General features: G+C 68.9%; 27 protein-coding genes and 1 tRNA gene. 12 read left to right on the forward strand and 16 right to left on the reverse strand.

All coding sequences use genetic code 11. The features are described from left to right. Positions 1 to 96 precede the first annotated feature (96 nt). Positions 97 to 1,404, reverse strand: coding sequence for an ABC transporter substrate-binding protein (locus ACWH49_RS08385; protein ID WP_448171041.1), 1,308 nt, complete (start codon positions 1,402 to 1,404; stop codon positions 97 to 99). Positions 1,405 to 1,656: 252 nt separating this feature from the next. Here ACWH49_RS08385 and ACWH49_RS08390 point away from each other — a divergent pair, with 252 nt between their 5' ends. Then, positions 1,657 to 2,475, forward strand: coding sequence for a M90 family metallopeptidase (locus ACWH49_RS08390; protein ID WP_448171042.1), 819 nt, complete (start codon positions 1,657 to 1,659; stop codon positions 2,473 to 2,475). Positions 2,476 to 2,486: 11 nt separating this feature from the next. Here ACWH49_RS08390 and ACWH49_RS08395 read toward each other — a convergent pair whose 3' ends face one another. The 3 genes from ACWH49_RS08395 to ACWH49_RS08405 all read right to left on the reverse strand — a co-directional run bounded on the left by ACWH49_RS08395 (position 2,487) and on the right by ACWH49_RS08405 (position 4,022). After that, on the reverse strand, positions 2,487 to 2,843 hold the full coding sequence (locus tag ACWH49_RS08395) for a carboxymuconolactone decarboxylase family protein (protein ID WP_448171043.1): 357 nt from the start codon (positions 2,841 to 2,843) through the stop codon (positions 2,487 to 2,489). Positions 2,844 to 2,860: 17 nt separating this feature from the next. Beyond that, positions 2,861 to 3,067, reverse strand: coding sequence for a YgaP family membrane protein (locus ACWH49_RS08400; protein WP_448171044.1), 207 nt, complete (start codon positions 3,065 to 3,067; stop codon positions 2,861 to 2,863). 61 nt (positions 3,068 to 3,128) lie between these two features. Then, positions 3,129 to 4,022, reverse strand: a complete 894-nt coding sequence (locus tag ACWH49_RS08405; RefSeq protein WP_448171045.1) for an MBL fold metallo-hydrolase — start codon at positions 4,020 to 4,022, stop codon at positions 3,129 to 3,131. A 90-nt stretch (positions 4,023 to 4,112) separates the two neighbouring features. Here ACWH49_RS08405 and ACWH49_RS08410 point away from each other — a divergent pair, with 90 nt between their 5' ends. The 5 genes from ACWH49_RS08410 to ACWH49_RS08430 all read left to right on the forward strand — a co-directional run bounded on the left by ACWH49_RS08410 (position 4,113) and on the right by ACWH49_RS08430 (position 6,379). Further along, positions 4,113 to 4,421 (forward strand): ArsR/SmtB family transcription factor, encoded by a 309-nt coding sequence (locus tag ACWH49_RS08410; RefSeq protein ID WP_448171046.1) that lies wholly within the window; start codon positions 4,113 to 4,115, stop codon positions 4,419 to 4,421. Between the two features lie 3 nt (positions 4,422 to 4,424). Continuing rightward, entirely contained in the window at positions 4,425 to 4,859 is a 435-nt protein-coding gene (locus ACWH49_RS08415) for a YeeE/YedE family protein (RefSeq protein ID WP_448171047.1), read from the forward strand. Positions 4,860 to 4,868: 9 nt separating this feature from the next. Next, positions 4,869 to 5,309 (forward strand): DUF6691 family protein, encoded by a 441-nt coding sequence (locus ACWH49_RS08420; RefSeq protein WP_448171048.1) that lies wholly within the window; start codon positions 4,869 to 4,871, stop codon positions 5,307 to 5,309. Between the two features lie 4 nt (positions 5,310 to 5,313). Further along, positions 5,314 to 5,991: a DUF599 domain-containing protein gene (locus ACWH49_RS08425; protein ID WP_448171049.1), complete on the forward strand. Its 678-nt coding sequence runs from the start codon at positions 5,314 to 5,316 to the stop codon at positions 5,989 to 5,991. A gap of 205 nt (positions 5,992 to 6,196) precedes the next feature. Continuing rightward, positions 6,197 to 6,379, forward strand: a complete 183-nt coding sequence (locus tag ACWH49_RS08430) for a hypothetical protein (RefSeq protein WP_448171050.1) — start codon at positions 6,197 to 6,199, stop codon at positions 6,377 to 6,379. A gap of 238 nt (positions 6,380 to 6,617) precedes the next feature. Here ACWH49_RS08430 and ACWH49_RS08435 read toward each other — a convergent pair. The 5 genes from ACWH49_RS08435 to rsmB all read right to left on the reverse strand — a co-directional run bounded on the left by ACWH49_RS08435 (position 6,618) and on the right by rsmB (position 11,750). Continuing rightward, positions 6,618 to 6,693: transfer RNA gene (locus ACWH49_RS08435), tRNA-Phe, on the reverse strand. A 37-nt stretch (positions 6,694 to 6,730) separates the two neighbouring features. Next, positions 6,731 to 7,426, reverse strand: a complete 696-nt coding sequence (locus ACWH49_RS08440; protein WP_056466199.1) for a response regulator — start codon at positions 7,424 to 7,426, stop codon at positions 6,731 to 6,733. Between the two features lie 6 nt (positions 7,427 to 7,432). Continuing rightward, complete coding sequence (locus ACWH49_RS08445; RefSeq protein WP_448171051.1) at positions 7,433 to 9,757, reverse strand: ATP-binding protein; 2,325 nt, start codon at positions 9,755 to 9,757, stop codon at positions 7,433 to 7,435. Positions 9,758 to 9,769: 12 nt separating this feature from the next. Beyond that, entirely contained in the window at positions 9,770 to 10,393 is a 624-nt protein-coding gene (locus ACWH49_RS08450; protein WP_448171052.1) for a DUF4390 domain-containing protein, read from the reverse strand. A 16-nt stretch (positions 10,394 to 10,409) separates the two neighbouring features. Next, positions 10,410 to 11,750: a 16S rRNA (cytosine(967)-C(5))-methyltransferase RsmB gene (rsmB, locus tag ACWH49_RS08455; RefSeq protein ID WP_448171053.1), complete on the reverse strand. Its 1,341-nt coding sequence runs from the start codon at positions 11,748 to 11,750 to the stop codon at positions 10,410 to 10,412. Positions 11,751 to 11,841: 91 nt separating this feature from the next. On the opposite strand from rsmB, the gene folE reads away from it, so the two are divergent. Beyond that, positions 11,842 to 12,570, forward strand: a complete 729-nt coding sequence (gene folE, locus ACWH49_RS08460) for a GTP cyclohydrolase I (RefSeq protein ID WP_448171054.1) — start codon at positions 11,842 to 11,844, stop codon at positions 12,568 to 12,570. 10 nt (positions 12,571 to 12,580) lie between these two features. Then, positions 12,581 to 13,006, forward strand: a complete 426-nt coding sequence (locus ACWH49_RS08465) for a BLUF domain-containing protein (RefSeq protein WP_448171055.1) — start codon at positions 12,581 to 12,583, stop codon at positions 13,004 to 13,006. On the opposite strand, the gene ACWH49_RS08470 is transcribed toward ACWH49_RS08465, so the two are convergent. Continuing rightward, positions 12,963 to 13,316 carry a DUF167 domain-containing protein gene (locus ACWH49_RS08470; protein ID WP_448171056.1) on the reverse strand — a complete coding sequence of 118 codons (354 nt, stop codon included), beginning with the start codon at positions 13,314 to 13,316 and terminating at the stop codon, positions 12,963 to 12,965. The two genes, ACWH49_RS08465 and ACWH49_RS08470, sit on opposite strands and share 44 nt — an antisense overlap. Positions 13,317 to 13,334: 18 nt before the next feature. Next, on the reverse strand, positions 13,335 to 15,917 hold the full coding sequence (locus tag ACWH49_RS08475) for a DNA topoisomerase III (protein ID WP_448171057.1): 2,583 nt from the start codon (positions 15,915 to 15,917) through the stop codon (positions 13,335 to 13,337). A 144-nt stretch (positions 15,918 to 16,061) separates the two neighbouring features. Here ACWH49_RS08475 and ACWH49_RS08480 point away from each other — a divergent pair, with 144 nt between their 5' ends. From ACWH49_RS08480 to ACWH49_RS08490, 3 genes are read left to right on the forward strand one after another with little or no spacing between them, the layout of a single operon-like run. Then, the gene (locus ACWH49_RS08480) at positions 16,062 to 16,568 is read left to right on the forward strand and encodes an SET domain-containing protein (protein WP_448171058.1); all 507 of its coding nucleotides are present in this window, start codon (positions 16,062 to 16,064) and stop codon (positions 16,566 to 16,568) included. Continuing rightward, the gene (locus ACWH49_RS08485) at positions 16,565 to 17,482 is read left to right on the forward strand and encodes a biotin--[acetyl-CoA-carboxylase] ligase (RefSeq protein ID WP_448171059.1); all 918 of its coding nucleotides are present in this window, start codon (positions 16,565 to 16,567) and stop codon (positions 17,480 to 17,482) included. The genes ACWH49_RS08480 and ACWH49_RS08485 overlap by 4 nt, the downstream gene beginning before the upstream one ends. A gap of 10 nt (positions 17,483 to 17,492) precedes the next feature. Then, positions 17,493 to 18,155 (forward strand): SPOR domain-containing protein, encoded by a 663-nt coding sequence (locus ACWH49_RS08490; RefSeq protein ID WP_448171060.1) that lies wholly within the window; start codon positions 17,493 to 17,495, stop codon positions 18,153 to 18,155. Positions 18,156 to 18,164: 9 nt separating this feature from the next. Here ACWH49_RS08490 and ACWH49_RS08495 read toward each other — a convergent pair whose 3' ends face one another. After that, on the reverse strand, positions 18,165 to 20,180 hold the full coding sequence (locus ACWH49_RS08495) for a S8 family serine peptidase (RefSeq protein ID WP_448171061.1): 2,016 nt from the start codon (positions 20,178 to 20,180) through the stop codon (positions 18,165 to 18,167). A gap of 94 nt (positions 20,181 to 20,274) precedes the next feature. Next, on the reverse strand, positions 20,275 to 21,564 hold the full coding sequence (locus ACWH49_RS08500; protein WP_448171062.1) for a DUF4397 domain-containing protein: 1,290 nt from the start codon (positions 21,562 to 21,564) through the stop codon (positions 20,275 to 20,277). A gap of 248 nt (positions 21,565 to 21,812) precedes the next feature. Here ACWH49_RS08500 and ACWH49_RS08505 point away from each other — a divergent pair, with 248 nt between their 5' ends. Next, positions 21,813 to 22,532 carry a glycine zipper 2TM domain-containing protein gene (locus ACWH49_RS08505; protein WP_448171063.1) on the forward strand — a complete coding sequence of 240 codons (720 nt, stop codon included), beginning with the start codon at positions 21,813 to 21,815 and terminating at the stop codon, positions 22,530 to 22,532. Positions 22,533 to 22,598: 66 nt separating this feature from the next. On the opposite strand, the gene gap is transcribed toward ACWH49_RS08505, so the two are convergent. The 3 genes from gap to tkt all read right to left on the reverse strand — a co-directional run bounded on the left by gap (position 22,599) and on the right by tkt (position 26,393). Next, positions 22,599 to 23,597 carry a type I glyceraldehyde-3-phosphate dehydrogenase gene (gap, locus tag ACWH49_RS08510; RefSeq protein WP_056466239.1) on the reverse strand — a complete coding sequence of 333 codons (999 nt, stop codon included), beginning with the start codon at positions 23,595 to 23,597 and terminating at the stop codon, positions 22,599 to 22,601. 58 nt (positions 23,598 to 23,655) lie between these two features. Then, positions 23,656 to 24,249 carry a PKD domain-containing protein gene (locus ACWH49_RS08515; protein WP_448171064.1) on the reverse strand — a complete coding sequence of 198 codons (594 nt, stop codon included), beginning with the start codon at positions 24,247 to 24,249 and terminating at the stop codon, positions 23,656 to 23,658. Between the two features lie 80 nt (positions 24,250 to 24,329). Beyond that, positions 24,330 to 26,393: a transketolase gene (gene tkt, locus ACWH49_RS08520; protein WP_448171065.1), complete on the reverse strand. Its 2,064-nt coding sequence runs from the start codon at positions 26,391 to 26,393 to the stop codon at positions 24,330 to 24,332. Positions 26,394 to 26,409: the final 16 nt, after the last annotated feature.

Raw genomic sequence — 26,409 nt, forward strand, 5'->3', positions numbered from 1 at the left:
GGCGGCGAGAGCGGGCCGAGCGCCGGGCCGCTCCCAAGCCGGCCCGCATCCCCTCGGGGGATCGGTCGATGTACCCATCGACCGAGGGGCTGTCATCTACTTCTTGTAGTAACCGCCCTTGGTCATTTCGCGCTCAGCCGCGGTCTGCGAGGTCTTCAGCGCCGCATCGACCGAGACCTTGCCCGACAGCGCCGCGCTCATCTGCTGGCCCACCGCGAGGCCGATCGCCTGGAACTCGGGGATCGCCGCGTACTGCACGCCCACGTACGGGGACTTCGGCAGCGTGCTGTCGTTCGGGTTCGCGGAGTCGATGGCCCGCTTCTCCTCCGCGGCGAACTTGGCGACCTTCTGAAACTCGGGGTTCGCGTAGGTCGACTTGCGCGTCCCGGTCGGAACGGCATGCCAGCCGGCTTCCTTCGCGATCAGGTTGATGTAGTCCTTCGAGGTCGCCCAGGTGATGAACTTCTGCGCTGCCTCGGGCTGCTTCGAGGACGACGGGATCGCCAGGTTCCACGACCACAGCCAGTTCGCGCCCTTGTTCGTCACCGCGGTCGGCGCGGCGGCGAAGGCCACCTTGTCGGCGACCTTGGACTGCTTCGGGTCGCTGATGAACGAGGCCGCGATCGTCGCGTCGATCCACACGCCGCACTTGCCCTCGTTGAACAGCGCGAGGTTCTCGTTGAAGCTGTTCGCCGATGCGCCCGGGGGCCCGTACTTCTTCATCAGGTCGACGTACTGGGTGATCGCGTCGTGCCAGGGCTTGGTGTCGATCTGCGGCTTCCAGGCCATGTCGAACCACTGGCCGCCGTAGGCGTTGACCATCGTGGTCAGGAACGCCATGTTGTCGCCCCAGCCCGGCTTGCCGCGCAGGCACAGGCCATACACGCCCTTGGCCGGATCGTGGATCTTGCCGACGATGTCGGCCATCTGCGCCCAGGTCGGGTTCGGCGGCATCGTCAGGCCCTTGGCCTTGACCAGGTCCTCGCGGTACATCGTCATCGAGCTCTCGCCGTAGAACGGGGCGGCGTACAGCTTGCCGCCCTGCGACAGGCCGCTGCGGATCGCCGGCAGCAGGTCGTCGACGTCGTAGGCGGCGTCGGTCTTGATCTCGGTCAGCCAGCCCTTCTTGCTCCAGATCGGCGCCTCGTACAGGCCGATCGTCATCACGTCGAACTGGCCGCCCTTGGTGGCGATGTCGGTCGTGACGCGCTGGCGCAGCACGCCTTCCTCGAGCGTGACCCACTTCAGCGTGATGCCGGGGTTGGCCTTCTCGAAGTCCTTGGAGTGCTTCTGCATCTCGATCATGTGGCCGTTGTTGACGGTGGCGATGACGAGGTCGACCGCGTGCGCGGAAGCGGCGGCGATCACGCTGAGCCCGAAGGCGAAGGCGGTCTTGAGTTTCATGGGGTCGTGTCTCCTGTTGTTCGGTTCGATCGCGACGCGTGCAGCGCGCCGGCCAGCGAAAGATAGGCGTATCGAGTTGCCGGGCCCGGTACAGCAGGCGCGAGTACAGATACTCTTTTGCGTTGCTCGACTGGTACTTTCCTGTATTTCTGATTGAGCGCACCAGCTTGACGCGACGGCGCATTGAATCGCGGCCACCCGGCCTCAGTTTCGAGAGCCGGCCAACCGGCTCACTCAGGCGCGAATCCCAGCGTGTCATTGCTGCTCGTCCTCGTTGCCACGCTGGCGCTATTGACCTGGCTGCTGCGCGAGCCGCTGTTTGCCGAATGGCGCCGCGCACGGGTGCGCCGGCAGCCGTTCCCATCCGAATGGCGGCGCATCCTGCGCGAGCGGGTGCCCTACTTCCGCACCCTGCCTGCCGACCTGCAGCTGCAGCTGAAGAAGCGCATGCAGGTGTTCCTGGCCGAGAAGCCGTTCATCGGCTGCGCCGGGCTGGAGGTGACCGACGAGATGCGCGTCACGATCGCGGCGCAGGCCTGCCTGCTGATCCTGAACCGGCGCACCGATTACTTCGCCCAGTTGCGCCAGGTGCTCGTCTACCCCGGCGCGTTCGTCGTCGACCAGCTGCGCACCGACGGCGTGGGCGTGGCCCACGAACGCCGCCACGCCTTGTCGGGCGAGTCGTGGTCGACCGGACAGGTGATCCTGTCGTGGGAGGACGCGCTGGACGGCGCGCGCCATCCGGACGACGGCCGCAACGTCGTGATCCACGAGTTCGCGCACCAGCTCGACCAGGCGAACGGCCCCGCCAATGGCGCGCCGTATCTGCCGACGCGCGCGCGGCGCGAGCGCTGGAGCGCGGTGTTCACCGCCGAGTTCGAGGCCCTGCGGCAGCGCGTGGCGGCCGGCGAGCCGTCACTGCTCGACGCGTACGGCGCGGTCGATGCCGCGGAGTTCTTCGCGGTCGCCAGCGAGGCGTTCTTCGAGCAGCCGCAGCGGCTGGCACAGGCGCACGCGGCGCTGTTTCGCGAGATGAGCCTCTTGTACCGCGTCAACCCCTTGAGCTGGTGAGCGGCCGCACATCATGACGGGCTCGAGAGCTGGTCGAATGCGGCGATGGCGTTTGCCGCGTACATCAGCGACGGCCCGCCGCCCATGTAAGTCGTCACGCCCAGCGTCTCGTCGATTTCCGGCCGCGTCACGCCCAGCTTGACCAGCGTCTGCATGTGGAAGCCGATGCAGGGATCGCACCGGGCGGCCACGCTGAGCGCGAGCGCGATCAGCTCCTTGGTCTTGCGGTCCAGCACACCGTCCGCGGTAGCGGCGCGACCAAGGTCGTGAAAGGCCCTCATGACCTCGGGCGTCCCTGACCGCAACGTGGCGAGGCCCGCCGAGACCGACTGCGTCAGTCCGCGGTAATCGGTACGGGGTTCACTCATGCTGTGCCCCGGCTCACTCACGGTTTGGCGTCGGAGCTTCGGGCGGCGCAGGTACTGGCGCCGAAAGGCAGGTACGCGGGGCAGACCCTGAACAGCCCGGTCGCGAGCGGCACGACGCCGATCCAGCCCCATGCACCGATGTAGCCCAGAGCGGCGGCACCGATCAGCGCCACCCCCGCCACGATCCGGATCACCCGGTCGACACCACCCACGTTGTGAATCATGACTTTCTCCCATGTGCCCTGGACATCATCACCGGATCGGGCGGGTCCGACATGATCGAGATCAAGGTCGGGGCGCGCCCAACGCATTCAGCGGGATGCGCAGGTAGGCCACCCCGTTGCCCTCCGCGGGCGGCAGACGGCCGGCCCGGACGTTGACCTGCAGCGCCGGCAAGATCAGCGTGGGCACGTCGAGCGTCGCGTCCCGCGCCTGGCGCATCGCGACGAACTCGGCCTCGCCGATGCCGTCGTGGACGTGGACGTTGCGTTCGCGCTGTTCGGCGACCGTCGTCTCCCAGCGCACCGGTCGGCCCGCTGGCGGGTAGTCGTGGCAGACGAACATCCGGGTGGCCGCGGGCAACTCGAGGATGCGCCGCATCGAGTGGTACAGCGTGCGGGCGTCGCCACCGGGGAAGTCGGCGCGCGCGGTCCCCACGTCGGGCATGAACAGGGTGTCGCCCACGAACACCGCGTCGTCGACCACGTAGGCCATGTCGGCCGGGGTGTGGCCCGGTACCAGCAGCGCGGTGGCCTGGACCTCGCCGATCCGGAACTTCTCGCCATCCTTGAACAGGTGGTCGAACTGGCTGCCATCCGGCAGGAAACCGCGGTCGAGGTTGTAGAGCGTCTTGAACGTGGCCTGCACATCGCGGATGCGCTCGCCGATCGCGATCCGTCCGCCGACGTGCTGCTGAAGATAGGGGGCAGCGGAGAGGTGATCCGCATGGGCGTGGGTCTCCAGGATCCACTCGACTTGCAACCCGCGTTCTCTCACATAGGCCAGCACCTGGTCGGCCGAGCGGGTGCTCGTCCGGGCGGACTTGAAGTCGAAGTCCAACACCGGATCGACGATCGCCGCGGCGTGGCTGGCGTTGTCGCTGATGACGTAGGAGACCGTCCAGGTGGCCGGGTCGAAGAAGCCCTGGATCGTGGTCGCGGTGTTGGTCGTTGTGGTCATGGCGGCGTCTCGTCTGGTTCGCTTGACTTACACTATATACGATAATATAATGTATGCAAGTTAAATGATTGACCTGTCTCAATGCCCAAGATGAAAGCCCTCATCGACCCGGCCGTGTTGCGCCGGGCCGCCGGTCAGGCCGTCGGCGCCCTGAAGGTGCTGGCCAACGAGGACCGCCTGCTGCTGCTGTGCCAACTCTCGCAGGGGGAGATGTGCGTCAGCGATCTCGAGGAGGAACTGGACATCCGCCAACCGACCTTGTCGCAGCAACTGGCAGTGCTGCGCGGCGAGGGCGTCGTCGACACCCGCCGCGAGGGCAAGCGGATCTACTACCGCGTGGCCGACCCACGCGTGATGCAGGTGCTCGACGTCCTGTATCGCCTCTACTGCAAGGAGTAACCGATGACGATCGACTGGAACGCGTTCACCCCGTGGTCGGCCCTGGCCGGCGGGGCCTTGATCGGCATCGCCGCTTCGCTGTTCGTGCTGTTGAACGGCCGCATCGCCGGCATCAGCGGCGTGATCGGCGGCCTGTTCAGGCCGACGCCAGGCGACGTCGGCTGGCGGGTGGCCTTCGTGCTCGGCCTCGTCGGCGCACCCGTGGTCTACGCGTTGGCGGCCACGCTGCCGCGCCCGACCATCGACGCCGGCTGGACCGCCCTGATCGGCGCGGGCCTGCTGGTGGGCATCGGCACCCGCTACGGGGCCGGCTGCACCAGCGGGCACGGCGTGTGCGGACTGTCGCGCCTTTCGCCGCGCTCGCTGGTCGCCACGATCGCGTTCATGGGCGCGGGCTTCGGGACCGTGTTCGTCGTCCGGCATCTGCTGGCAGTCTGAGGAGTCGACATGCCTATTCTTGCTGCATTGTTGTCGGGTCTGGTCTTCGGGCTGGGCCTCATCGTCTCGGGCATGGCCAACCCGGCCAAGGTGCTCGGCTTCCTGGATCTGGCCGGGCGCTGGGACCCATCGCTCGCGCTCGTGATGGGCGGCGCCATCGCGGTCGGGCTGGTGGGCTTCGCGGTCGCGCGCCGCCGTCACCTCTCGTTCCTCGGACTGGAAATGAAACTGCCGGGCGCGCGCCAGATCGATCGGCGCCTGGTCGGCGGCAGCGTGCTGTTCGGCATCGGCTGGGGCCTCGCCGGCTTCTGTCCCGGCCCGGGCCTGGTGGCGCTGGGCATGGGGGAATGGAAGGCGGCGGTCTTCGTGATCGCGATGCTCGCCGGCATGGGCGCGTTCGACCGGCTCGAGCGGCGCACTGCGGCGCGCGCCGTGCACGCGACGACCTGACGCCATGGACACGACGGCGAACTGGCTCGCGGCGCTCGCCACCCTGCTGATCCTCGCGGTCTACGAGCTGCGCCTGGCCTGGGCGCAGCGTCGGCGACCGGCAGAACTCGCCCGCTCGGCACATGCCTCGCTGCGCGAGGAGTGGTTCGCGGAAGTGTCGGCGCAGCGCGGTTCCGAAATCCTGGCGGTACAGACGCTGCGCAATTCGCTGATGTCGGCGACCATGACCGCCTCGACGGCCGTGCTGGGTTTGATGGGCACGGTCACGCTGGCCGCGCCGTCGCTGCACGGAAGCTTCGCTGCCGACGGATCGCTGCTGCCCCACCTGACCACCCGGCTCGTGCTGGAACTCACGCTGCTGGCGCTGCTCTTCGCATCCCTGGTCTCCTCGGCCATGGCCGTGAGGTACTTCAATCACCTCGGCTTCATCGGCGGCATGCCGGTGGAATCGACCGGTCGCAAGCGCTGGGCCGCCACCGGCCAGGTTTATGCGCGCCGGGCCGGATTGCTCTACGCCTGGGGGCTCCGGCAGTTGCTGCTGGTGGCGCCCATCCTGGCCTCGATGCTTCATCCGTTCGCCGGCCCGATCGCGGCCCTCGTGCTGGTGGCGGTGCTGTCGGGCTTTGATCGGGCGGTCGTTCGCGATCACGGCCGGGACTTCGTGAGCGCAATGTCGGCATGAAGTGAGTCTGGTGGGAGCATGCATGGATTCGGGCGCGCCGCGAACTGCGCCTTCCCCGCAGTTTGCAGACCACGCGTCCATCGCGGCAGATTGCAGCTCATCCCGCACGTGCGCGGTTCATCGCGCACCGGTTGGCCCGGGTCGGTCCGGCTCCTAGAGTTCGCTCCATCGCATCCCGCGAACGAGCCGAACCAGGAGCCCGACCATGATCAGCCGCCTCACCCTCAGCGCCGTCATCTTCGCCATCGTCGGCACCACCTCGCTGGCATTTGCCGCGACGGTGCGTCACCCGCCCGTCGATGCGCCCGCCGCCGCCAAGCAGGTGCGCGTGGTGCAACTCGAACGCGTCGTCGTCGTCGCCAAGCGTCTCGCACCCGAAGTACGCTGATCCTCTCCGGCGCGGCACGCGCCGCGCACCGCTCTCCAGGTGTCATGCGCCTGAGGCCCTCCGGACTCCGGGCCTTGGGCGCTTTTTCATGGCGCTCCGGAATCGATCTGCAGGACACCTCCGCAACCTGGTACCGCCAGACGGGAACGCCAGCACACGCGCTGATTTCGGCGGATGCGCTACGGCTAAGCCAAATGAAAAAAGGGTCAGCTCGACTGAGCTAACCCTTTGACATGTCTGGTGGCCTGGGGCGGAATCGAACCACCGACACGCGGATTTTCAATCCGCTGCTCTACCAACTGAGCTACCAGGCCGTGAGCCGACGATTATAGCCGAGGCCAGCGGCGCCCCTTACATCCCGCCGCCACGTTTGTTGCGCGACAGGTCGACGCCCAGTTGCTTCAGCTTGCGGTACAGGTGGGTGCGCTCCAGCCCGGTCTTCTCGGCAACGCGGGTCATGCTGCCGTTCTCCTGCGCCAGGTGGAACTCGAAGTAGCTCTTCTCGAACGCGTCGCGCGCCTCGCGCAGCGGGCGGTCGAGGTCGAAGCTCTGCTCGGCTTGCGGGCCGAGCATCAGCGGCGTGGTCGGCAGCATGGCGCCGCCGGTCATCGCGGCCTCGACGGTCAGGCCGTTCTCGCCGGCGTTGTGGAGCGGCGAATTGGGCTGCGCCGCGGCGCGCGAGGCGGGCTTGGCCAGGCCCTGCTCGACGGCACGCAGCAGCTTTTGCAGCGTGATCGGCTTCTCGAGGAAGGCCATCGCGCCGAACTTGGTGGCCTCGACGGCGGTGTCGATCGTGCCGTGGCCGCTCATCATGATGACCGGCATCGTCAGCATCGAGGTGGCGCCCCACTCCTTCAGCAGCGTGATGCCGTCGACGTCGGGCATCCAGATGTCGAGCAGCACCAGATCGGGCCGCATGCGTTCACGGCAGGCGCGCGCCTGCGCGGCGTTCTCGGCCAATTCGATCGTGTGGCCTTCGTCGGCAAGGATCTCGGAGAGCAGGGCGCGGATGCCCAGTTCGTCGTCAACAACAAGAATCGTGGCCATGAGTACTCAGTGCGCGCCGGAAGCGGCTGGGGTGCCGGGAGAAGAGAGAGGTGTTGCGGACAGGGGGGGAGCGCCGGCTCCGGGCGCGAATTTCGCGAATGATAGCGAGACTTGTGCCCCGCGCGGTATCCCGCCGGCCGCATCGCCTTCCACTCCCGTGCCGAGGTTGGCGATCCGCACGCGCGCGCCGTGCTCGTCGGCAATCTTCTTGACGACGGCCAGTCCGAGCCCGGTGCCTTTGGACTTGGTCGTCACGTAGGGTTCGAAGGCGCGCTTGAGCACCTTGTCGGAGAAGCCCGGCCCGTTGTCGATCACCTGCAGCCGCACCGCCCGCAGCTCGCCCTGCTCGGTGCGGGCGATCTCCGTGCAGATGCGAACCCGCCCGTCGGGCTGCTCGGCCACGGCGTCGAGCGCGTTCTGCACCAGGTTGTGGATCACCTGGCGCAGCTGGGTGCTGTCGCCGACGATCGCGGGCAGCGCCGGCGCCAGGTCGGCATGGAGCCGGCCCGACTCCTGCGCCGCGCCGTACAGCCCGAGCACCTCGGTCACGAGCGCGTTCAGGTCGATCGGGATCAGGTGCGCCGCCGGCAGCCGCGCGTAGTCGCGGAACTCGTTGACCAGCGTCTTCATCGCCTGCACCTGGTTGACGATGGTGTCGACCGAACGACCGAGCATCGCCTGGTCGGCGCCCTCGAGCTTCGGGCCGAGCTTGTGCTGCAGGCGTTCGGCGGAGAGCTGGATCGGCGTCAGCGGGTTCTTGATCTCGTGCGCGAGCCGCCGCGCCACCTCGCTCCAGGCCTCGCTGCGCTGCGCCGAGACCAGCTCGGTGATGTCGTCGAACACCATCAGCGTGGCGCCCTGCGGCATCGAGGCGCCGCGCACCAGCAGCGTGATCGAGTCGTTGTCGCGGCCGGGCTGGGCCGGCGTCTGGAGCTCGAACGAATCCTGCCAGTGGTCGCGCTCGCCGGCCTCGGGGCTGGTGCTGTGCAGTTCGAATCGGTTGCCCACGGCCTGCGCGAAGGTCTCGAGGCCCGGCACGTTGGCGAGCGGCTGACCGCGGTAGGCCGACAGCGGCAGCCGCATGATGCGCGTCGCGCCGGGGTTGACGGTGTCGATGTTGCCCTGGCGATCGAACACGATCACGCCGGCGGTCAGGTTGTCGAGGATGGTCTGCAGGTTGGCGCGGGCGCCCTCCACCTGGACGACGCTGCGCTGCACCAGCTCGCGCGCTTCCGAGAGCTGGCTGGTCATGTCGGCGAACGAGCGCGTCAGCCCGCCGAGTTCGTCGCGCGAGGCGAACACCGGCTTGCTGCTCAGATCGCCGCTGGCGACCTGGCGCATGCCTTCGGCCAGCAGCAGCAGCGGCCGCGCGAGCTGGTTGCTCAGCGTGACCGCCAGCAGCAGCGCGCCGAACACGGCGAGCACCAACGCGAGCGTCAGCGTGCCGATGTACATCTTGCGCAGCCCGCCGCGGGCGAGCGCGCGCTGCTGGTACTCGCGGTAGGCGGCCTGCACGGCCAGCGCGTTGGTCGCGAGCGCGCGCGGCAGGGGCTGGTTGACGAGCAGGTAGCGGTCTTCCTCGCCGAGCGTGAAGGTGGTGGTCGGGATGTACGCGATCGCCCGCACGCGCGCGTTCCCGGCGCCGCTGCCGCCGGCCGCCGGCTCTTCGTCCAGCCCGATCAGCTCGCTGACGACCCGCTGGTTGCGCGCCTGGCGCAGCAGCGCGAGCGACGGCCGCTCCGGCATCAGGTTGGCCGCACTGCCGCCGGTGCTGAGCACGGCCTGGCCGGCGGGACCGACGATCGCGATGTCCTGCGCCGAAAGCTGCTCGCGCACGCGCTCGAGCGCCAGGGACTGCGCCGAGCCCGGCGTCTCGCCGAGCCGCTCGGCGGCCAGGCGGGTCTTGACGGCCACGTCGGCGACGACCGCGTCGAGCGTGCCCTTGCCGAGCTTGAGCCCGGCGTCGAGCGCGGTCTCGACCTTGACGTCGAACCAGCTTTCGATGCTGCGCGAGACGAACTGGTAGCTCACGGTGTAGATGAGCACGCCGGGCACGACGCCGACGAGCGCGAAGATGGCCGCCAGCTTGAGCAGCAGCCGGCTGCCGAACTTGCCCCGCTTGACGCGCAGCAGCAGGCGCACGCCGGCGATCACGATTACCAGCACCAGCAGCGTCGCGACGACGATGTTGACCCAGAGCAGCCACACATAGTGGCGCTCGTACAGCGCCGGGTTGTTGGTCGCGATCGAAAGCAGGAACGCCAGCACCAGCCCGGCGCCGGTGGCGGCCACCGTCGAGATCAGCCATGCCCACCGCTGTGCCTTGGTCATCGCGATGTCAGATCAATTGATCTTCTGCGTGCGCTGCACCGACATCGCCCAGTCGGCCTGGCCGCCGATGCCGATCTGCATCGGGCGCGGCAGCTGCGAGGTGTCGAGCCGGAAGCTGAACTCGACGTAGTGGCGGCTGCCCTCCTCGATCTGCGCCGCCTCGGCGATCTTCCAGCGGACGCTGCGGCTGATCGCCGCGAACGCCTCGGCGCGGGTCGTGTAGTTCTGGCTCAGGCCGCCGTCGAAGGTGACGCGGTAGGTCGAGGTCAGCGGCTGGAACACGATGCGCCAGCGGCGCACCGCGTAGCCGACGCGCTGATCGCGCCAGTAGAAGCGGTTGCGGAAGACCTCGGCCTCGGCGACGAAGAACAGCGGCACCGCCTTGGTCAGCGCATCGTCGACGCTGCGCGACAGTTCGAGGTTGACGCCGTAGTTGAGGAACAGCCCGTCCTCGTTGTGGATGAGCTCGAAGTTCGTCAGCTCCGGTTCGGCCGCGCGGGCCATCGGCCCGCCGAGCCCCAGGGCCATGCCCAGCGCAAGGACCCACGCCAGCGTCAGCCGGAGCACGCTGCTCGAGCCCGCATGCCGCGAGGCGGCGGGCCGATGGTCGCCGTGAAGGGATGCCGCGCTGTGCATGGAGCCGTCGTGAACCTCAGGTGCTCTTCTCGATCAGGGCGTAGAAAAAACCATCCGCGGCCGCACTGATGTCGTGCACTGGGCGCTCGCCCCGATTGTCGGGCAGCGGCAGCAGGTGACCGGGCGATGCCGGGTCGGCGGCGGGGGCCGCGTCGGGCTGCCGTTGCAAAAAAGCGTCGATCTGGTCCTGACCTTCGGCCTTGAACACCGAGCAGGTGCAATACAGCAAGCGTCCGCCGGGCGCGAGCAGCGGCCACAGGGCGTCGAGCAGGCGCGCCTGCGTGGCCGCCAGCGCCGGGATGTCGCTGCTGCGGCGCAGCCAGCGCACATCGGGATGGCGGCGCACGATGCCGGCGGCGCTGCACGGCGCGTCGAGCAGGATCGCATCAAACGGGCGACCGTCCCACCAGGTGGCGGGCGCGCCGGCGTCGGCGGCGATCGTCGTCGCGTTCAGCCCGAGGCGCCCCAACGTCTCGTGCACGCGGACCAGGCGCGCCGGGTCGCTGTCGAGCGCGAGCACGTCGAGATCGGCCAGTTCGAGCAGGTGCGCGGTCTTGCCGCCGGGGGCGGCACAGGCGTCGAGCACGCGGGCGCCGCGCGGGAGGCCGGCGCCGATCAGCAGCGGCGCGGCGCGCTGCGCCGCGGCGTCCTGCACCGAGACATCGCCCTGCGCGAAGCCCGGCAGCTGGGCGACCGTGCACGGGCGCGCCAGTCGCAGCGCCTGGCCACCGAGCCGCTCGGCACCGAGCCCCAGCGCGGCGAGCCGCTCGAGATACTCGGCGACGCCGCCATGCCGCGCGTTCACGCGCAGCGTCATCGGCGGGCGCTGGTTGTCGGCATCGAGGATCGCCTGCCAGTCGTTGGGCCAGTCGGCCTTCAGCCGATCGACCCACCACCCCGGATGGTTGTAGCGCGCCAGCGGGTCGCGGAGCGCCGCAGCCACCAGTGCGTCGTGCTCGCGCAGGAAGCGCCGCAGCACCGCATTGACGAACGACGCACTCGGCTTGGCGCGTTGCCGCGCCGCATCCACGGCCTGATCGACCAAGGTGTGCTCGGCGTAGGGCGCCTCGGCCTGCGGCCAGAGCAGCGCCAGCGCGGTCAGCAGCAGGGCATCGACCTTGGGCGGCGGCGTCTTCGGCGCCAGCAGTGTGCGCAGCGCCTGGGCGGCGCCGAGCCAGCGCAGCGCGTGGAAGCTCAGCGCCTGCGTGCCGGGGCGCGCGGCGCCGGGCGTGGCGGCCAGCGCCGTGTTCAGCGAAGCGCCTGCGCGCACCGCCTGGACCGCGTCCGCGGCGTGGTTCAGCAATTGCGCCAAGGGCAGCGACGAGTGCGGGGCGGGTGGCGGGACGGCGGCGTTCACCGCGCGCAGTCTACGGGCAGCCCGTCGGCCGGCCCGGTGAAATCCCGCATTGCGGTACGCTCGCAGCGTGTAAAGACCGGAAGGCCACTCCATGCGCGGCGAGCAAGCGACACCGATTTTCAGAAGCGAGGAAGACCTGGCGCGGCTCGCGGCGTCGGAACGCATCCGCTACCGCCTGATGGGCGCGGACTGCCGCTTCCATGCGAACGACAACATCTCGGCCTACATCCAGGACGGCGAGATCGACGAACTGCGCACCGAGGTCGAAGCCAAGATGCAGGAGGTGCTGCGCGCGCTGGTGATCGACACCGACAGCGACCACAACACCAACGAGACCGCCAAGCGCGTCGCGAAGATGTTCCTGACCGAAGTGTTCCGGGGCCGCTACGTGCCGATGCCCGCGGTCACCGAGTTCCCGAACGCCGAGCGGCTGAACGAGCTGATGATCGTCGGCCCGATCAAGGTGCGCAGCGCCTGCTCGCACCACCTGTGCCCGATCATGGGCAAGGTGTGGATCGGCATCCTGCCGAACGAGCACTCGAACCTGATCGGCCTGTCCAAGTACGCGCGCATCTGCGAGTGGATCATGAGCCGTCCGCAGATCCAGGAAGAGGCGGTGACGATGCTGGCCAACGAGCTGCAGAGCCGGGTCAAGCCCGACGGGCTGGCAATCGTGATGGAGGCCGACCACTTCTGCATGCACTGGCGCGGCGTCAAGGACGACGAGTCGATGATGACCAACAGCGTGATGCGCGGCGCATTCCTGAAGGACGCCAACCTGCGGCGCGAATTCCTCTCCCTGCTCAGCAAGAAAGTTTGAGGAACACACCATGCTGGTCCGACTGATGTACGCAAGCCGCGCCACCGAAACGGTGCGCCCCGAGGTGCTGAACGCGATCCTGAAGAAGTCCACGCACAACAACCCGGCCGTCGGCGTGACCGGCGTGCTGTGCTTCTCCGGCGAGATCTTCCTGCAGGTGCTCGAAGGCGGCCGCGGCCAGGTGAGCAAGCTCTACAACCGCATCGCCCAGGACCCGCGCCACCAGGACGTGGTGCTGCTCAGCTACGAAGAGATCGACGAGCGCAGCTTCGCCGGCTGGGCGATGGGCCAGGTCAACATGAGCCGGCTCAACCCGGCGCTGCTGCTGAAGTACTCCGAGGCCGCCGTGCTCGACCCGTACGCGGTGTCGGGCAAGGTCTCGATGGCGCTGTTCAACGAACTGGTGGCGACGGCGTCGGTGATGTGCCTGCCGTGACGGTGACGGAGACCGTGGCGGCGAGCCAGGCCTCGACGCGCTCGCGCGGCGCGTCGATCGCCAGCCACTTGCGCCGCGACGCGTCGCCGCGCACCAGCGTGACCGCCCGCTTCGGCAGGCCGAGCTCGCCGGCGAGCCAGTCGATCAGCAGCTGATTGGCCTTGCCGTCGACCGGCGGCGCGCCCAGCCGCACGCGCAGCGTGCCGTCGTGCAGCCCGTCGGCCGCGGTGCGCTTCGCATTCGGCTGGACGCTGACCGCCAGCCACGGCGTCTGGCCGTGCACCGACAGGCAGGGCCAGCCCGCGGTCATGTCGCGCTCATGTCGACGTCACGCAGCCGTCTTCTTCGCCGCAGCCTTCTTCGCCGCTGCCGGCACCCGCGGCGCGCGCGGCTCGAACTCGAACGTGACCTTGCCTTCCTTCTTGTCGTAGGCGAGGCGCGCCTTGAACTTGCGGCGCGTCTTGTTCGAGACGAAGCCCTCGAGCAGGTCGGTCTTGCCGGTCTCCAGCAGCTTGCTCATCTGCTCGCGCGCGACTGGTTGCTGCAGGATGATCTTGCCGCTCTTGAAGTCGCAGGTCACGTGGGCGCCGACCGCGTGCTCGCAGACGTAGCTGCTGCCGTGCTCGAAGACGCGACCCTGGTCCTTCGGGCACGCGCCCAATGATTCCTGCGCGGAGAAGTCGATCGGCTCGCCGGATTCGCCGTCCTTCTTCGCGTCCTCGCCGAAGTCGAACTCCAGCTTCCAGTTCTTGATCTCGTCGTCGAACGCGAGCCTGAGCTCGGCGGTGAACGGCCAGCCGGCCTTGGAGCGGAAGCCTTCGAGCGGGCCGATCTTCTTCGCCGTCAGGAAGGTCTCGACCTCGTCGAGCTCGAACGCGCGGCTGCCCGGGATCTTGCTGATCGAGAAGCCGCAGCCCTCGGTCTTGCCCGGGATGCCCGTGCACGCGAAGCGGCGGTAGTTCTCCTTGACGACGCCGCCGCAGTTCGGGCACGCGGCCTTCAGCGTCGCGTAGTCGCCGGGGATGGTGTCGCGGTCGTACTCCTTGGCCTTCTTGACGATGCGCTCGGCCATGCCGGCGATCTCGGCCATGAAGGCCTCGCGCTCGAGCCGGCCCTTCTCCATCTCGGCGAGCTTGAACTCCCAGTTGCCGGTCAGCTCGGGCTGGGTCAGCTCCTCGACGCCGAGGCCGCGCAGCAGCGTCATCAGCTGGAACGCCTTGGCGCCAGGCACCAGGTCACGGCCGTCGCGGTGGATGTACTTCTCGTAGATCAGCCCTTCGATGATGGCAGCGCGCGTGGCCGGCGTGCCCAGGCCCTTCTCCTGCATCGCCTCGCGCAGTTCGTCGTCGTCGATCAGCTTGCCGGCGCCTTCCATCGCGCTCAGCAGCGTCGCCTCGGTGTAGCGTGCGGGCGGCTTGGTCTTCAATGCGTTGACCGCCACGTCCTCGGTGCGCACGATCTCGCCGGGTGCCACGGCGACAAGGTTGGCATCGTCTTCCTGCGCCTCGCGGCCATAGACCGCCAGCCAGCCCGGCTTGACCATCACCTTGCCGTTGGTCTGGAACTTGTGTTCCCTGTCCTGCACCTTGACGGTGGAGATGCGCGTCGTGACCATGAATTCGGCCGGCGGGAAGAACACCGCCATGAAGCGCTTGACGACCATGTCGTACAGCTTGGCCTCGATCTCGGACAGGCTCTTGGGCGCCTGCAGCGTCGGGATGATCGCGAAGTGGTCGGAGACCTTGGCGTTGTCGAAGATCTTCTTGTTCGGCTTGACGTAGCCTTCCTTGATCGCCGTCTTCGCGTGCACCGACAGCGCGCGCAGCGGGCCCGGCATGTCCTCGGTCGAGATCATCTTCATCGTCTGCTTGACGACGTCGACATAGTCCTCCGGCAGGTGCTTGCTGTCGGTCCGCGGGTAGGTCAGGACCTTGTGCTTCTCGTACAGCGCCTGCGCGATCGACAGGGTCGTCTTGGCCGAAAAGCCCAGGCGCGAATTGGCCTCGCGCTGCAGCGTCGTCAGGTCGTAGAGGCCCGGCGAGCTCTGCGTGCTGGGCTTGGCCTCCTCGGTCACGCTGGCTGGCTGGCCGCGCGCGGCGTCGGCGATCGCCTTGGCGTCACGCTCGTTCCAGAGGCGGTCGGCACGCAACTCCGGGTCGTCGGGGTTCTTCTTCCACTTCGGGTCGAACCACTTGCCCTCGTACTCGCCGGCCTGCGCGGCGAAGGTGGCCTTGAGCTCCCAGTAGTCGCGTGCCACGTGCTTGCGGATCTTCTCCTCGCGCTCGACCATGATCGACAGCGTGGGCGTCTGCACCCGGCCCACCGTGGTCAGGAAGAAGCCGCCGTCGCGCGAGTTGAACGCCGTCATCGCGCGCGTGCCGTTGATGCCGACCAGCCAGTCGGCCTCGCTGCGGCAGCGCGCGGCGTCGGCCAAAGGCAGCATCTGCTTGTCGCTGCGCAGGTGCTCGAAGCCGTCGCGGATCGCGGCCGGCGTCATGCTCTGCAGCCACAGGCGGCGCACCGGGTGCTTGCTCTTGCTGTGCTGCTGGATCAGACGAAAGATCAGCTCGCCCTCGCGGCCCGCGTCGCAGGCGTTGATCAGCTCGCTCACGTCCTTGCGCTTGACGAGCTTGACGATCGCGCCCAGGCGCCCCTTGCTCTTGTCGATCGGGTTCAGCTCGAAGTGCGGCGGGATCACCGGCAGGTTCGCGAAGCTCCACTTGCCGCGCTTCACGTCGAACTCCTCCGGCGCCTTGATCTCCAGCAGGTGGCCGACCGCGGACGTGACCAGGTAGCCCTCGCTCTCGAAGTATTCGTCGTGCTTGTCGAACTTGCCGGCCGTGGGCGTGAGGGCGCGCACGATGTCCTGGGCGACGGATGGCTTCTCGGCAATGATCAGTGACTTGGTCATGTTTCTTCTCGGTTCGCGCGGGGCTCGCCCCACGCATCAATACAATCCGGGCTTCTCGCGCGCATGCACGCACGTGTACGCACACGTACACGCACACGCACACACACGCGCGCACCCATGATTTCAATGTACATAAAGAATCCGATGACGCAAGACAGCGCCGCCAGCACCCCCGAATCGACGACCGCGCCGAAGAAGGCGGGCAAGCGCATCCAGGTGCGCAAGTCCGGCGTGCACGGCAAGGGCGTGTTCAGCACCGTGAAGCTCAAGAAGGGCGAGGTGCTGATCGAGTACATCGGCGAGGTCATCAGCTGGAAGGAGGCGCTGCGCCGCCACCCGCACGACCCGAAGGACCCGGACCACACGTTCTACTTCCACGTCGACGACAAGCACGTGATCGACGCGAAGTACGGCGGCAACGCCGCGCGCTGGATCAACCACGCGTGCACGCCGAACTGCGAGGCCGACGAGATCGACGGCCGCATCTTCATCAAGGCACTGCGCGCGATCCCGCCCGACACCGAACTGTTCTACGACTACGGCCTGATCATCGACGAGCCGTACACCAAGAAGCTCAAGAAGCAGTTCGAGTGCCGCTGCGGCACCAAGGGCTGCCGCGGCACGATGCTCGCGCCGAAGAAGCGCGGATGAGCCGCCGACGCGCGATGCCGGAGCAACCGATCCGCTGGGAGGCCGAAGCGCTGTGGGAGCAGCTGGTCCCGCTGTTGCCGGACATCAGCATCGAGGTGCTGCCGCGGACCGGCTCGACCAACAGCGTCTTGCTCGAGCGCGGCCGCGCGGTACCGCCACGACGCGGCCAAAGCGGCGAGACCGACGGCGACGTCCAGGTTCGATGCAGTGTCGAGAGCGCCGCGTTCGGGCGCCGCGCGGTCGATCTGCATCCCTGCCTGCTGGTCGCCGAGCAGCAGACCAGCGGTCGCGGACGCCAGGGTCGCGAGTGGCAGTCCGCGGCGGGCGCGTCGCTGACCTTCTCGCTGGCGCTGCCGATCGCGCGCGCGGACTGGTCGGGCTTGTCGCTCGCCGTCGGCGTGGCGCTGTGCGAGGCGCTCGAGCCGACCCCGGACGCCCCGCCTCGCATCGGCCTGAAGTGGCCGAACGACCTCTGGCTGATGGACAGCGACCACGGCCGCAAGCTCGGCGGCGTGCTGATCGAGAGCATCGCCGCCGGCGGCGGTCCGCGGCGCGCGGTCATCGGCATCGGCCTGAACGTGCTGCCGTTAGCTGCGGGCGCGGCCGGCACCGGCTTCGCGTCGCTGCAGGAGCTCGACACGGCCGTCACGGCCCCCGCGGTACTCGCGAGCGTCGCCCGGCCGCTGGTGCTGGCGCTGCAGCAGTTCGAGCGCGACGGCTTCGCCGCGTTCGCCGCACGTTTCGCGGCACGGGACATCCTGGACGGGCGCGCCGTCACGACGACGCTGAAGGAGCTGCCGGAGGGCACCGCGCGCGGCGTCGCGCCGGACGGCGCGCTGCAGGTGCAGGGCGCGGACGGCGCGATCAGCTGCATCGCCAGCGGCGAAGTCAGCGTGCGGCCGGCACCGCAGTGAGGCGACAGCGATGCTGCGCGTGATCGTCGGATTGCTGCTGCTGGCCAACCTGCTCTTCTTCGGCTGGTCACAGGGCTGGCTCGAGGCCGTCGGTTGGCGACCGGGCAGCGAGCGCGAGCCCGAGCGCCTGCTGCGCCAGGTGCGGCCCGAGATCATTCGCGTGCTGCCGCCAGGTGCCGCCAGTGCCGCCAGCGTCGGTGCGGCCGCCGCCTGCCTCGAGGCGGGTCCGTTCGCCGAAGCCGAGTTGGACGCCGTGCGCTCTGCTGCCCAGGCCGCGTTGCCGGCGGGGAGCGTCGCGACGGTGAAGACCACCCAGCCGGGCAGCTGGATGGTGTACATGGGCCGTTATGCGGGCCGCGACGCGATGACGAAGAAGGAAGACGAACTCAGGCGCCGCCGCCTGCCCTACGAAGAGATCCGTGACAGCGCGACGCTCGCGCCGGGCCTGTCGCTCGGCCGCTTCGACAATCCCGACGCGGCCGCGCGGGCCCTCGAACAGTTCAGCCAGCAAGGCATCCGCACCGCCCGGGTCGTCGAACTCGCTCCGGCGGTCGGGCGCTTCTGGCTGCGCGTGGATGGTGCCAACCCCGCGATTGCCGCGCAGGCTGCGAAGCTCCACCTGGCCGCGAGCGGCCAGTCGTTTGCCGCCTGCGCGCGAACGACCGGCGCCTGAGCGTCGCGCTCAGCGCCGCGATCGGCGAGGCGTGACGAGCGCGGTCGCGCCCACGCCGACGAGCCACGCGAACAACCAGCCCAGTTGCAGCGCGCCGCCTCCGCCGCCGCCACCGCCGCTCGACGCGGGCGGCGTGATGACGGGAGACGGCGCCGTCAGCACCACCTGGGTCGTGTCGGTCGCGCCGGCGTCATCGGTCACGGTCAGCTGCACGGTCGCGCTGCCATAGGCGCTGAACTGCAGCGTTGCGCTCGCGGCGTTGTTGGCGCTGGTCAACGCGGCGATGTCGGTGCCGGAGACGATGCTCCACGCGTAGCCGATCACCGTGCGGCCGGCCGCGGCACTCGAACTGCCGCCATCGACCGCGATCGGCGTCGCGAGGCCGACGCTGGTGGTGGCGGTGTCGATGTTCGCATTCAGGATCGCCGCGTTGGCGACCGCCGCCCCGGCGTCGAGCAGGCCGGCGCCGCAGGTGCTGGTGGTGCAGTAGCACTCGCTGCCCTGCGCAACGCTGGTCGGCGCGGTGCAGGCCGTCACGCCGGGGCCAGCGCCCGTGGCCGGGAACGGCCGTGCGGTCGCCTTCAGCCTTTCAAGCACCTGCGCCGGCGTCAGCGTCGGGTTCGCTGACAGCATGAGCCCGACCGTGCCCGAGACCAGGGGCGCCGAGAAACTGGTTCCGAGCGACGCGTTCGCGCCGGTGTCGGTGTAGATCGCACCGGCCTCGCCGGCCACCGGGGCGATGTCGCCGCTGTTGCTGGTGGTCAGCAGCGGGAACAGGCAGTTGCCGCTCAGGTTCACGCAGTTGCCGGCCGGCGCCGCGATCGCGACCTCGGGTCCGAGGTCGGAATAGCCGACCTTGGTCCCGGCATGACGGACGCCGGCGACGGCTATCACGCCGGGACAGTTGGCCGGCGTGCCGACCGCAAGACCGTCGTTGCCGGCAGCGACCACCACCGTAACTCCCTTCAGGGTCAGCCGCTGAATCACACTCTGGTAGTCGGCGCTGCAGGCTCCAGTCGAGCCGAGACTCAAATTGATCACTTTCGCGGGGTTCGGGTTCTCGTACGGAATGCTCTCGACGCCACCCGCCCAGAGCATCGCGGCCTGAATGTCGGAATCGAAGCCACCGCACCTGCCGAGCACGCGCACCGGCAGGAGCATCACGTCGCGGCCGGCGCCCGCCATGCCGATGCCGTTGTTGGTGGCCGCTCCGATCAGTCCCGCCGTCTGAGTGCCATGCCATGTGCTCGAACCGATGTCGGCCGCGGTGCAGCCGCTGACCACCCCCACATCGGCTGAGGTCACGCCATCGCCAGGATCGCTCGGATCGCTGTCGCGCCCACCGCCATCGTTCGCGGTCGGCACATTGCCGATGAAGTCGTAGCCTGGCCGCAGTTTGGGCGCCAGATCGGGATGGTCGAGGCGCACCCCGGTGTCGAGCACCGCCACCACCACTCGGCGCTTACCGTTCGTGATGGCCCAGGCCCCTTCGGCATTGATCGCCGAGACGACGCTGGTCGCGTCGACGATCGTCGCGCTGGTCGGCGGGCGCAGGTACCACTGGCCGACGGTGGGATTGGTTGATGCGCTGGCCGCGTACAGCGGATCGTTCGGGACCGCGAGCGCATGCTTGCGGCCATCGACAACGGCGAACTCGACATCGTCCTGCGCGGCCAACCGGTCGGCCAGCGCCTTGGAGCCGAGGCCACGGGCCTTCAGCACTTGCATGTCCGAGCCGATCGTGCGGCCGTCGGTGAGGGTCATGCCGAGCCGCGCCGACAAGACCTGGGCGTGCTGCGCCGGCGCGTTCGCAGCTGAGGCGGCGCGCATCAGCACCGCATCCTGCTTGTACTTGACGATGACGCGGGCCTCGCTCTCGGGCGCGTCGACGACCGTGCGGGCAGCGGACCCACGCGGCTTCGGCCCCCGTTCGGTGCCCGCACCGGGCAGCGCGGACGCGCACACGCACACGAGCGCCAAAAGGGAAACGGCCCAAGCGGGGCGACGGCGGGAAAGCGTCTTCATGAACAGGTCACCTGGGAATTGCGTCCCGAGTGTAGAGGCAGCCGTGCGCCCCCAAACCGCGCAAAACGCACGCTTTCGCCCGTGTTTTCGCGCCCTAGCGAATCAGCAGTTGCGGCGCCGCGGCGGTCCCGCCGACGAGCACCGAATAGACCTTGTTCGCCGTCAGCGGGCTGGTACCGGGCGTCGGCGCCGGGATGTTGACGCTCGACGAAACGAGTCCGAAGGCCGTCGCAGTGGTGCTGCCGGCGATGCTGGCGTAGCCCGAGGCGGCGCCGGGCTGGATCGCCACGCCGACCGGCGCGTTGTTCGCGGTCAGGGTCAGCGCGCCCGGCCCGCCGGTCACGCCGTTGAGCATGCGCAGCTTCACGGTGGTGGCGTCGGTCGGGGCACGGTTGTCGTCGGCGATCAGGCTGGCGACCGCAGCACCGCCGTCCTGGTAGACCAGCAGCGTCACGTCGGCACCCGCGGCCAGCGCGGTCGCCGGGGCACCGACGGACTGCCCGCCGACGGTGATGTTCAGCGCGCTGCCTGCCGGCACCAGCGTGTAGGCGAAGCCGAAGGTCGGCGACACGCCGCTGTCGATCGGCGTGCTGCCGGTCGAGGCCGCGACGGTGACGCCGTTGGCCACCGCGCCCGCCAGACGCACCCGCGTGTTGGTGTTGCGCGCGGCGCTGTAGGTGCCTTGCTGGATCAGCGTGGAGCCGTTCATCAGCGAGCCGCCGACGGTCGGCGTCAGCGCGACCGTGGCGATCTGCTGGCTTTCGAGTACGACGTTCGGGATGTCCGCGCGCAGGTCGGTCTTGCTGCCGGCGGCGGTGACGCGCACGCGGTAGGTGCCGGGGCTGTAGGTCAGCAGCGAGGTGGTCTGGTTGCCGGTGGCGCTGCCCAGGCTCACGGTCGGGGCCGAGACGGTCGCGAGGTCGGTCGACGGATCGGTCACGTAGATGTCGATCGCACCGGCTTCGGGCGCGGCGTCGTAGACGCGCAGCTGCGCGGCGCCCGACGCGGGCAGCGTGTAGTCCTCGTTCAGCACCACGGTCTTGACCGCGCCGCCCGACTCATAGGCCAGCAGCGTGTAATGGTTGCCGCCCGTCAGCGTCGGCACGGTGGTGGCCAGTGCGGTGCTCGAGCCGGCGTCGTTGAGCTGCAGTGTGACGCTGCCGCTCGCCGGCGTGACGTACGCGCTGGTGGTGTCGCTGGCGATCGCGGTGGCAGCGGACGACGACGCGTTCACCAGCAGGTCGAGCGACGCGTGGGTCAGCGTCGCGTTCGCCACGCGCAGGGAAGCGTTGCCCGACGAGTCGCCGCCGCTGCCGCCACAACCGGACAGCAGGGCGCCCAACACCACCACGCCGACCCACGGCCACCACTTTGAATTCTTCACGTCACACGTCCTTTGGAGTTTGGTTTCACACGAAGCCGCCCGCTCCCGGCAGCGGGTCCACGATTGGGCCCGGGCGTCGCAGGAGGTGAATTTCCGCCCAGTGACCGGCCGAAAAGTTTTGTCAACAACACACGCTTGCGCCCTCATGGCAACGCTTCTTTACGCCGCGCACGCGAATGCATTCAGGCCGGCGCGTATGCTTTGATCGCCGGGGTTGCGAACCCCTCGATCCACTCAGGAGCCAGACCATGCGCCAAGCCCTTCACCCACTGCTGGCCGCCGCCGCAATCGGTGCGGCGTGCGCCGCACCCGCGGCCTTTGCGGCCGAGTACGCCACTGTCGTCTCGTCGACGCCCGTCACCGCCACCGTCCCGGTGCAGCGGCAGAACTGCAGCGACGCGCAGCAACTCGTGCAACCCGCGCCCAGCGGCGCCGGCGCGGTGGTCGGCGCCATCGCCGGCGGGCTGCTTGGCCACACGGTCGGCGGCGGCTTCGGGCGCGCGGCCGCCACCGGGATCGGCGCCGTCGCAGGGTCCGTGATCGGCAACCAGATCGAGGCCGATGGCCAGCCGGCCACCGCGGTGCCGGTGCGGCGCTGCCAGACCGCCACGCGTTACGAGAACCGCATCGTCGGCTACGACGTGATGTACGACTACGCCGGCCAGCGCTACAGCACGCGGCTGGCGCGCGACCCGGGGCAGCGGCTGGCGGTCAGCGTGCAGCCGGCCGATGTGAACGGCAACGCCGTCCCCGCGCCGGTGATGTCGACCCCGGTGCCGACCTACGACACACCGGTGGCGAGCGCCGAGCCCGCGCCGCCGCAGCCGCAGCCGCAGCCGGTCTACTACGACCCGCTGCCGCCGCCGGTCTACTACTACCCCGCTGCGCCGTACTACTACGGCGCGCCGTCGATCAGCTTCGGCATCGGCTACGTCGGCGGCTGGCGCGGCGGGCGGCACTGGCGCTGAGCGAACGCGGTTCGATCGGCCATGAAAGAGGGCGCCCTCGGGCGCCCTTCTCGTTGCTGCTGCCGCTTACTTGGCGACGACGCGCACCATCTCGAGCACCTTGTTCGAGTAGCCCCACTCGTTGTCGTACCAGGACACGACCTTGACGAAGGTGCCGTCGAGCGCGATGCCGGCCTCGGCGTCGAACACCGAGGTCATCGATTCGCCGCGGAAGTCAGTCGAGACAACCTTGTCCTCGGTATAGCCGAGCACGCCCTTCATCGCACCCTGGGACTGCGCCTTCATCTCGGCGCAAATCTCCTTGTAGCTCGCTTCCTTGACCAGTTCGACGGTCAGGTCGATCACCGAGACGTCGGAGGTCGGCACGCGGAACGACATGCCGGTCAGCTTCTTGTTCAGCTCCGGGATCACGACACCGACGGCCTTGGCCGCACCGGTCGACGACGGGATGATGTTCTCGAGGATGCCGCGGCCGCCGCGCCAGTCCTTGTTCGACGGGCCGTCGACGGTCTTCTGCGTCGCGGTAGTCGCGTGCACGGTGGTCATCAGGCCGCGCTTGATGCCCCACTTGTCGTGCAGCACCTTCGCGACCGGCGCCAGGCAGTTGGTCGTGCACGAGGCGTTCGAGATGATCGTCTGGCCGGCGTAGGTCTTGTCGTTGACGCCGAAGACGAACATCGGCGTGTCGTCCTTCGACGGCGCCGACATGATCACCTTCTTCGCGCCCGCATCGATGTGCTTCTGGCCGGTCTCCTTGGTCAGGAACAGGCCGGTGGCCTCGACGACGATGTCCGCGCCGACGTCGGCCCACTTCAGGTTCGCGGGGTCGCGTTCCTGCGTCAGGCGGATCTTCTTGCCGTTGACGATCAGGGTGTTGCCGTCGACCGCGATCGTGCCCTTGAAACGGCCGTGCACCGAGTCGTACTGCAGCATGTAGGCCAGGTACTCGGGCTCGAGCAGGTCGTTGATGCCGACGACCTCGATCTCCTCGAAGTTCTGGATGGCGGCGCGGAACACCATGCGCCCGATGCGGCCGAAGCCGTTGATGCCGATCTTGATGGTCATTTGAAAATCTCCTTGGAGGACTCAGGGTTCGGAAAGCGGGGCATGGCGCCGGCGGCGGTCAGGGACGGCAGCCGATCTGGCCTTTCTTCAGATTCTCCACGTAGGTCAGCTCGCCCGGGCAGGCCGGGCGCGTCGCCGGCGCGACGGCATTCGGCTTGGCGCTGCACTGGAACGCGCCGGTCTTCTTGTTGACGCTCTTGGCGACCAGCGTCCAGCCGTCCGGGCAGCGCTGCGGTGCCGCAGCCTTGGCCGGTGCGGCGGCAGGTGCAGCCGCCGCCACGGCGACCTTGGCATGCAGTTGCGCGCCCAGGCATCCCAGCAGCGGCAATGCGCGGCGCGGCTCGACATCGACCGTGTAGTCGCCCGGCTTCTGGTAGACGTGCGTCATCACCATCGTCGCGTCCTTCTCCTGGTTGACTTTGAAGTCGTCCTGCACGCCGTCGCCGAAGCGCACACGCACATTGCAGTTCAGGCCCTTGCTGATGTCGAACTGCGCGGTCAGCGTGACCGGCTGGCCGACGCGCGCGATCGCGGGCTCGACCTTGATGGAGGTCAGCGTCTGCGCCGCAACGGGCGCGGTGGCCAGCGCGGCGGCGGTGGCGAGGAGTGCCAGGGTGGCACGGATCGGGGCGGCGTATCGGCTCGGGGTCATGGTCGTTGTCTCAGTCGACTTCTACAGGGAAAGGACGCGGGTGCGTCGGGGAAAAATTCGATCGCGAGCCGATTCGCGCTTCAGCGCTTGCCGAGCGCCTGACGGACTGTGGCCACGACATTCTCGGTCGTGAAGCCGAAGTGCTTGAACAACACCGGGGCCGGCGCCGATTCGCCGTACGTGTCGATGCCGACGACGGCCGCGCAGCCGTACTTCCACCAGCCGCCGGTCACGCCCATCTCGACCGCGATCCGCGGCACGCCCTTGGGCAGCACGCTGGTCTTGTAGGCCTCGGTCTGGCGGTCGAACACCGTGGTCGACGGCATCGAGACCACCGTGACGGCGATGCCGCCGTTCTCGCGCTTGGCGAGCTCCTGCTGTGCATGCAGCGCGAGCTGCACTTCCGAGCCGGTCGCGAGGATCACCGCTTGCGCCTTCTTGTTCAGGCCGACCTCGCTCGGCTCCGCCAGCACGTAGCCACCTTTGGAAATGCCGTCGAGCGACTTCTTCGGCGCGTATGGCAGGTTCTGGCGCGACAGCAGCAGCGCGCTCGGGCGGCCGGTGTTCTCGATTGCGCAGGCCCAGGCGATCACGGTCTCGGCGGTGTCGCAGGGGCGCCAGACGTCCAGCCCCGGAATCAGCCGCAGCGACGCCGCATGCTCGATCGACTGGTGGGTCGGCCCGTCTTCGCCCAGGCCGATGCTGTCGTGCGTGAAGACGTGGATGACGCGCTGCTTCATCAGCGCGGCCATGCGGATCGCGTTGCGGCTGTAGTCGCTGAAGGTGAGGAAGGTGCCGCCGTACGGGATCAGCCCGCCGTGCAGCGCGATGCCGTTCATCACCGCGGCCATGCCGAATTCGCGCACGCCGTAGTTGATGTGGCGCCCGCCGTTCGAGCTGCCGTCGGCCTCGAGGCGGAACGGCGCGGTGCTGCTGGTGTTGGTGAGGTTCGAGCCGGTCAGGTCGGCGCTGCCGCCGATCAGCTCGGGCAGCGCCTTCGTGAAGGCCTCGAGCGCGAGCTGGCTGGCCTTGCGGCTGGCGACGGTCTCGGCCTTGGTCTGCGCGGCGACGGCGGCGTCGACCACCGTCTGCGACCAGTTCTTCGGCAGCTCGTTGTCCATGCGGCGCGCGAACGCGACCGCGAGTTCGGGGTAGGCCTTGGCGTAGGCGGCGAACGCGTCGACCCAGGCGGTCTCGTCGGCCAGGCCCTGCTGGCGCGCGTCCCACAGCGAGTACGACTCCTCGGGAATCACGAAGGGCAAAGGGGTCCAGCCGATCGCCTCGCGGGTCAGCTTGATCTCGTCGGCGCCGAGCGCCTCGCCGTGGGCCTTGGCCGTGCCGGCGCGGTTCGGCGAGCCCTGGCCGATGACGGTCTTGCAGCAGATCAGCGTCGGCTTGCCGCCGCCCGGCGCGGTGCCGCTGCCCTGCGCGATCGCCTGCTGGATCGCGGCGTCCACCGCGTCCGCATCGTGGCCGTCGACCTCGGCGATCACGTTCCAGCCGTAGGCGCGGAAGCGCTCGGGCGTGTTGTCGACGAACCAGGGCTTGACCTGCCCGTCGATCGAGATGCCGTTGTCGTCGTACAGCGCGATCAGCTTGCCGAGCTTCCACGCCGCGGCCAGCGCGGCCGCCTCGTGGCTGATGCCTTCCATCATGCAGCCGTCGCCCAGGAACACGTAGGTGTGGTGGTCGACGATGGCGTGGCCCTCGCGGTTGAATTCCTTCGCTAGCAGCTTCTCGGCCAGCGCCATGCCGACCGCGTTCGCGATGCCCTGGCCGAGCGGGCCGGTCGTGGTCTCGACGCCTGGCGTCAGGCCGTGCTCGGGGTGGCCCGGCGTCTTGCTGTGCAACTGGCGGAAATTGCGCAGCTCGCTCATCGGCAGGTCGTAGCCAGTGAGGTGCAGCAGCGCGTACAGGATCATCGACGCGTGGCCATTGCTGAGCACGAAGCGGTCGCGGTTCGCCCACTGCGGGTTGCCGGGGTTGTGACGCAGGTGGCGGCCCCACAGCGCGACGGCCATGTCGGCCATGCCCATCGGGGCGCCGGGGTGGCCAGAATTGGCCTGCTGGACCGCGTCCATCGCGAGCGCGCGGATCGAGTTGGCCATCAGGGTCGCGTTGGTGGGGTTGGAGTGGGTGGCCATGCGGGTCCGTTGCGGG

This window comes from Rhizobacter fulvus (assembly GCF_964020785.1).

Bases quoted from the DNA above. Each gene is read 5' to 3' on its own strand.
- ACWH49_RS08425 (WP_448171049.1), top strand. From the start codon at position 5,314: ATGGACACGACGGCGAACTGGCTCGCGGCGCTCGCCACCCTGCTGATC.
- ACWH49_RS08475 (WP_448171057.1), bottom strand. From the start codon at position 15,917: ATGACCAAGTCACTGATCATTGCCGAGAAGCCATCCGTCGCCCAGGAC.
- ACWH49_RS08495 (WP_448171061.1), bottom strand. From the start codon at position 20,180: ATGAAGACGCTTTCCCGCCGTCGCCCCGCTTGGGCCGTTTCCCTTTTG.
- tkt (WP_448171065.1), bottom strand. From the start codon at position 26,393: ATGGCCACCCACTCCAACCCCACCAACGCGACCCTGATGGCCAACTCG.
- gap (WP_056466239.1), bottom strand. From the start codon at position 23,597: ATGACCATCAAGATCGGCATCAACGGCTTCGGCCGCATCGGGCGCATG.
- ACWH49_RS08385 (WP_448171041.1), bottom strand. From the start codon at position 1,404: ATGAAACTCAAGACCGCCTTCGCCTTCGGGCTCAGCGTGATCGCCGCC.
- ACWH49_RS08485 (WP_448171059.1), top strand. From the start codon at position 16,565: ATGAGCCGCCGACGCGCGATGCCGGAGCAACCGATCCGCTGGGAGGCC.
- ACWH49_RS08450 (WP_448171052.1), bottom strand. From the start codon at position 10,393: ATGCACAGCGCGGCATCCCTTCACGGCGACCATCGGCCCGCCGCCTCG.
- ACWH49_RS08410 (WP_448171046.1), top strand. From the start codon at position 4,113: ATGAAAGCCCTCATCGACCCGGCCGTGTTGCGCCGGGCCGCCGGTCAG.
- ACWH49_RS08420 (WP_448171048.1), top strand. From the start codon at position 4,869: ATGCCTATTCTTGCTGCATTGTTGTCGGGTCTGGTCTTCGGGCTGGGC.
- ACWH49_RS08445 (WP_448171051.1), bottom strand. From the start codon at position 9,757: ATGACCAAGGCACAGCGGTGGGCATGGCTGATCTCGACGGTGGCCGCC.
- ACWH49_RS08405 (WP_448171045.1), bottom strand. From the start codon at position 4,022: ATGACCACAACGACCAACACCGCGACCACGATCCAGGGCTTCTTCGAC.
- ACWH49_RS08505 (WP_448171063.1), top strand. From the start codon at position 21,813: ATGCGCCAAGCCCTTCACCCACTGCTGGCCGCCGCCGCAATCGGTGCG.
- ACWH49_RS08440 (WP_056466199.1), bottom strand. From the start codon at position 7,426: ATGGCCACGATTCTTGTTGTTGACGACGAACTGGGCATCCGCGCCCTG.
- folE (WP_448171054.1), top strand. From the start codon at position 11,842: ATGCGCGGCGAGCAAGCGACACCGATTTTCAGAAGCGAGGAAGACCTG.
- ACWH49_RS08415 (WP_448171047.1), top strand. From the start codon at position 4,425: ATGACGATCGACTGGAACGCGTTCACCCCGTGGTCGGCCCTGGCCGGC.
- ACWH49_RS08395 (WP_448171043.1), bottom strand. From the start codon at position 2,843: ATGAGTGAACCCCGTACCGATTACCGCGGACTGACGCAGTCGGTCTCG.
- ACWH49_RS08470 (WP_448171056.1), bottom strand. From the start codon at position 13,316: ATGACCGCGGGCTGGCCCTGCCTGTCGGTGCACGGCCAGACGCCGTGG.
- ACWH49_RS08465 (WP_448171055.1), top strand. From the start codon at position 12,581: ATGCTGGTCCGACTGATGTACGCAAGCCGCGCCACCGAAACGGTGCGC.
- ACWH49_RS08430 (WP_448171050.1), top strand. From the start codon at position 6,197: ATGATCAGCCGCCTCACCCTCAGCGCCGTCATCTTCGCCATCGTCGGC.
- ACWH49_RS08490 (WP_448171060.1), top strand. From the start codon at position 17,493: ATGCTGCGCGTGATCGTCGGATTGCTGCTGCTGGCCAACCTGCTCTTC.
- ACWH49_RS08480 (WP_448171058.1), top strand. From the start codon at position 16,062: ATGACGCAAGACAGCGCCGCCAGCACCCCCGAATCGACGACCGCGCCG.
- ACWH49_RS08400 (WP_448171044.1), bottom strand. From the start codon at position 3,067: ATGATTCACAACGTGGGTGGTGTCGACCGGGTGATCCGGATCGTGGCG.
- ACWH49_RS08515 (WP_448171064.1), bottom strand. From the start codon at position 24,249: ATGACCCCGAGCCGATACGCCGCCCCGATCCGTGCCACCCTGGCACTC.